General features: G+C 56.4%; 3 protein-coding genes. All 3 read left to right on the top strand.

The features are described 5' to 3' along the window. Positions 1-563, top strand: a 563-nt coding sequence (locus ADICEAN_RS22460; RefSeq protein WP_236612974.1) for a hypothetical protein, incomplete at its 5' end; no start/stop codon positions are given. 89 nt (positions 564-652) lie between these two features. Next, complete coding sequence (locus ADICEAN_RS20480; protein ID WP_009197591.1) at positions 653-1,444, top strand: lysophospholipid acyltransferase family protein; 792 nt, start codon at positions 653-655, stop codon at positions 1,442-1,444. Positions 1,445-1,499: 55 nt separating this feature from the next. Further along, a partial coding sequence (locus ADICEAN_RS20475; protein WP_040398607.1) for a tetratricopeptide repeat protein occupies positions 1,500-3,621 on the top strand: 2,122 nt, incomplete at its 3' end.

Below are 3,621 nucleotides of genomic sequence, written 5' to 3'. Positions count from 1 at the left end.
TTAGTACCAGCATTATTCTCAACAACATTTTTAACTCTTCTGGCAGCCCTGTTGAACTGCTCATGAAAAAGGAGCGAAACAACAGCTGGATCAGATGGGGCTTGGGCTTGTATGGGTATCAAAATACGTATTTTCCCAATCCAGATAATAGATACAAAATTGAAGACAGCTACATAAGCTTAAGTCCCTCAATAGGGATTGAAAAACGTAACACCCTGAATAACAGATGGTTTTTGCTATATGGTGGTGACCTGTTACTATTAGGCTCTATGAGACAGTATACCCACACAAACACCTCAGATCCGAATAGCACAGCCATCCAACAGGATGACACCTATTCAATAGGTGGAGGCATTCGTCCTTTTCTAGGGCTCGGGTTTACTATATTGCCGAGGCTTTACATCTCTACTGAAGCTTCAGGCTTACTTACCGCATCATATATCAAGCGAAGCTATGAGAGCAGCCGTGCAGATTTTGAAACCTTAATCACTGATCAGAACGGTTGGAATGGTAACCTCTCCCTACGTCCGGCCTCATCTATATTTGTGTATTATCGCTTTTAGAGAAATATTGCCCTAAATTTTCACTAGCGAGGGATATAATTCCCTCGCTTTCTTTTTGGTATGCAAGCATACTACCACTACATTTAGGGATGATCCGAAGAGTGCTGCACCGTATTTACTCCACCTACTCGCTCTTTATGTTTGGGCTGGGGTTTCTGTTGCTGTTCCCTTTTTTTCTGCTGCTGATCTTTGTGCGGCCCCTGCGCCCCTTTCTGCACTGGCTGCACTGGCTGTGGGCGGCCTTTTTTCTGGGCTTTAGCGGGGTGCCCTGGCGCATCCGCTACCTCTACCGGCCCAGGCGGGGACAGCAGTATGTGATCTGCGCCAACCACTTTTCCATCCTGGACATTGTGAGCATGGGCCTGCTGCCCCTTCACTTTATGTTTGTGGGCAAGGAATCCCTGAGCAAAATACCCCTGTTCGGCTATATGTTCCGCAAACTGCACATTACCGTAAACCGGAACTCGCTCAAAGACCGCTACAAGGCCCTTAAAAAATCCATGCAGGCCATCGACGAGGGCAACAGCCTGGTAATGTTTCCCGAAGGGGGCGTACTTACCGACAGCCCTCCGCAGATGGCCCGCTTTAAGGAAGGCCCGTTTCGGGTAGCCATCGAGAAACAAATCCCAATACTGCCTGTCACAATTCCCCATAATTGGATAATTTTACCCGATGACGGGCGTTACCTGCTCTATCCCAGGCGGTGCAGCATGGTGGTGCATCCGCCTATACAAACGCGCGGACTGACACTGGACGACATTCCCCGCCTGCAGCAGGAACTCTACGCTCTGATCGATGCCGAACTGAAGAAGTGGAACTCCCATGACGACAGGCGCCCGCAGCCAGCCGAAGCCCACACTCCTGGCCCGGCGGGAGCATAACCCAAAAAGATACTGACTACTTCTGCCTACCAAACGTAAGGACCACCCCCTGCTCATGAACGATCTTGCCTACTGGAAGCACTGGCGCACGCCCTACCGGATTCTGTTTATCATGCTGTTGGTTCTGCTGGCCGGCAGCATTCTTTATTTCATTATTTCGCTACTCTACAGCCCCGATTTTGTGATCAGCTGGCTGCAGCACCCCCTGCTGGAGCCCATACAGGTACTCCTGCCCCCGCTGGAGCACCCCCTGCTGCCCATACAGCTGCAGGTAGATACCTATGTGGTGAAGCAAACTTTCTGGGGCAGCCCCCTGCAGGTAAACCTGACGGCAGCGGCCATCAGCATTACCTTCTTCCTGATCGCCCTTGCGGTGATCCTGGCCTGCCTTACCACCCTTAGCCGCCTGTGGTACTTTATCGGCATTACCGCCATTTGCGGGCTGGTGGTGCTGCTGCGGCTGGAGCAGCTGGGGGTGATGGGGCGTTTCGATAATACCCCTATGGTGGCGGTCTTTGCCCTGCTGCTGCCGCTGAGCTATTTCTTTCATGCCCTGCGCCCGCAGACCTCCTTCCTGATCCGCCTGGCCTCCTTTGCCGCCGTGCTGGCCCTGCTGGCACTGGCCCTGGGTCAGCTGGCTACGGTGCCCTACCCCTACCTGTATGTGGTCAATTACGGCCTGCCGGCCTGGCTGGGCCTTTCAGCGCTCCTGCTAATTCTGATAGGTCCCGAGATCATCGCCGGAATCCTCTACCTGATCACCGCCTCGGCCACTCCCGGCAGCCGGGGCAGCCTGCGCCATTTCATGATCGCCTCGGGCCTGTTTCTGCTCAACCTTATCCTCTACTACCTGGAGGAGCGCCAGTACCTGGACCTGGGCATCTACTACCTGGGCCCCTTCTGGATCCTGATCATCAGCATCCTGGCCGGCCTGTGGACGCTGCGCATGCGCGCCGAACACCTGAGAGGCGCGCTGGTGCTTGAACCTTACGGCCTGTTTCTTTATGTGGCCCTGGCCTGCCTGACCCTCACTACCCTGGCTTATGCCGCCGCCACGGCCAACGACCCCCTGCTGGAAACTTTTGAAGATGCCATTCTCTACAGCCAGCTGGGATTTGGCTTTGCCCTTTTCCTCTACATCATTGCCAACTTTTACGGCCTGCTGCGGGAAAATCAGCGGGTATACCGGGTGCTGTACAAACCCCAGCTGATGCCGCTCTTCACCGCCCGCCTCATGGGGCTCATCATCCTGGTGGGCTTTGTGGCCGTACGGGGCAACTGGGCCCTGTTCCAGCCCATGGCCGGCTATTACAATGGCCTGGGCGATCTGTACGCTGTGCAGGGCGACCTGATCGTTTCTCAAAACTACTACCGCCTGGGCGGGCAGTACCAGTTCCGCAACCACCGCTCCAACTATGCCCTGGCCTCGCTGGCCATTAGTGCCAACCAGCCCCGGCCCGCCACACGCTACCTAAGCGAAGCCGTAGAGCGGCAGCCTACCCCCTTCGCCTTTGCCAACCTGGCTAACCTGCACCAGCAACAGGGCCTTTTCTTTGAGGCGCTCTTTACGCTGCGCCGGGGCATCCGGGAGTTTCCCAATGCCGGCCCCCTCTACAACAACCTGGGCCTTAACTATGGCAATACCCAGCTGACAGACTCGGCCTTTTACTTTTTGCGGGCCGCCGCTGCCGATGGCCAGAGCGAAGATGCCGCCCTGGCCAACATGATGGCCGTACTGGCCCAACGGGGCATTCGCCTCTCGCCCGACAGCCTGCTGAGCTGGGATACGCGCCCCACCCTAGCTCTGCAGAACAATCTGCTGGCCCTGGCCAACCGGCAGGGCTACCGGCTCCGGGAGCTGCACCCCCCGCTGGAGATCCTGGGCAGCGACAGCTCCTTTGCCGCACCGGCTTACCTGCTCAACTGGGCGCTGCAGGGCCGCCCTGCCGATACCCTGCTGGTAACCGTAGCCCAACAGGGCTTTGAAAAGGCCCGCCTCAGCCCCATGGAAGAACAATGGGGCCTGGCCCATGCCCTATTACGTTACCGACTGCCCGATCATTACGGTGCCTTTGCCGCCATGCAGGATCTGGCCGAGCGCAGCCAGTTCAATGCCCTAACCTACTATAAAATATTGGGCCAGTGGGCCATGGAACAGGGCGCTCCCCGCCTGGCCG

The sequence above is a fragment of the Cesiribacter andamanensis AMV16 genome (assembly GCF_000348925.1).
GTDB classification, from domain to species: domain Bacteria; phylum Bacteroidota; class Bacteroidia; order Cytophagales; family Cyclobacteriaceae; genus Cesiribacter; species Cesiribacter andamanensis.
This window is presented reverse-complemented; position numbering and strand designations above follow the sequence as displayed.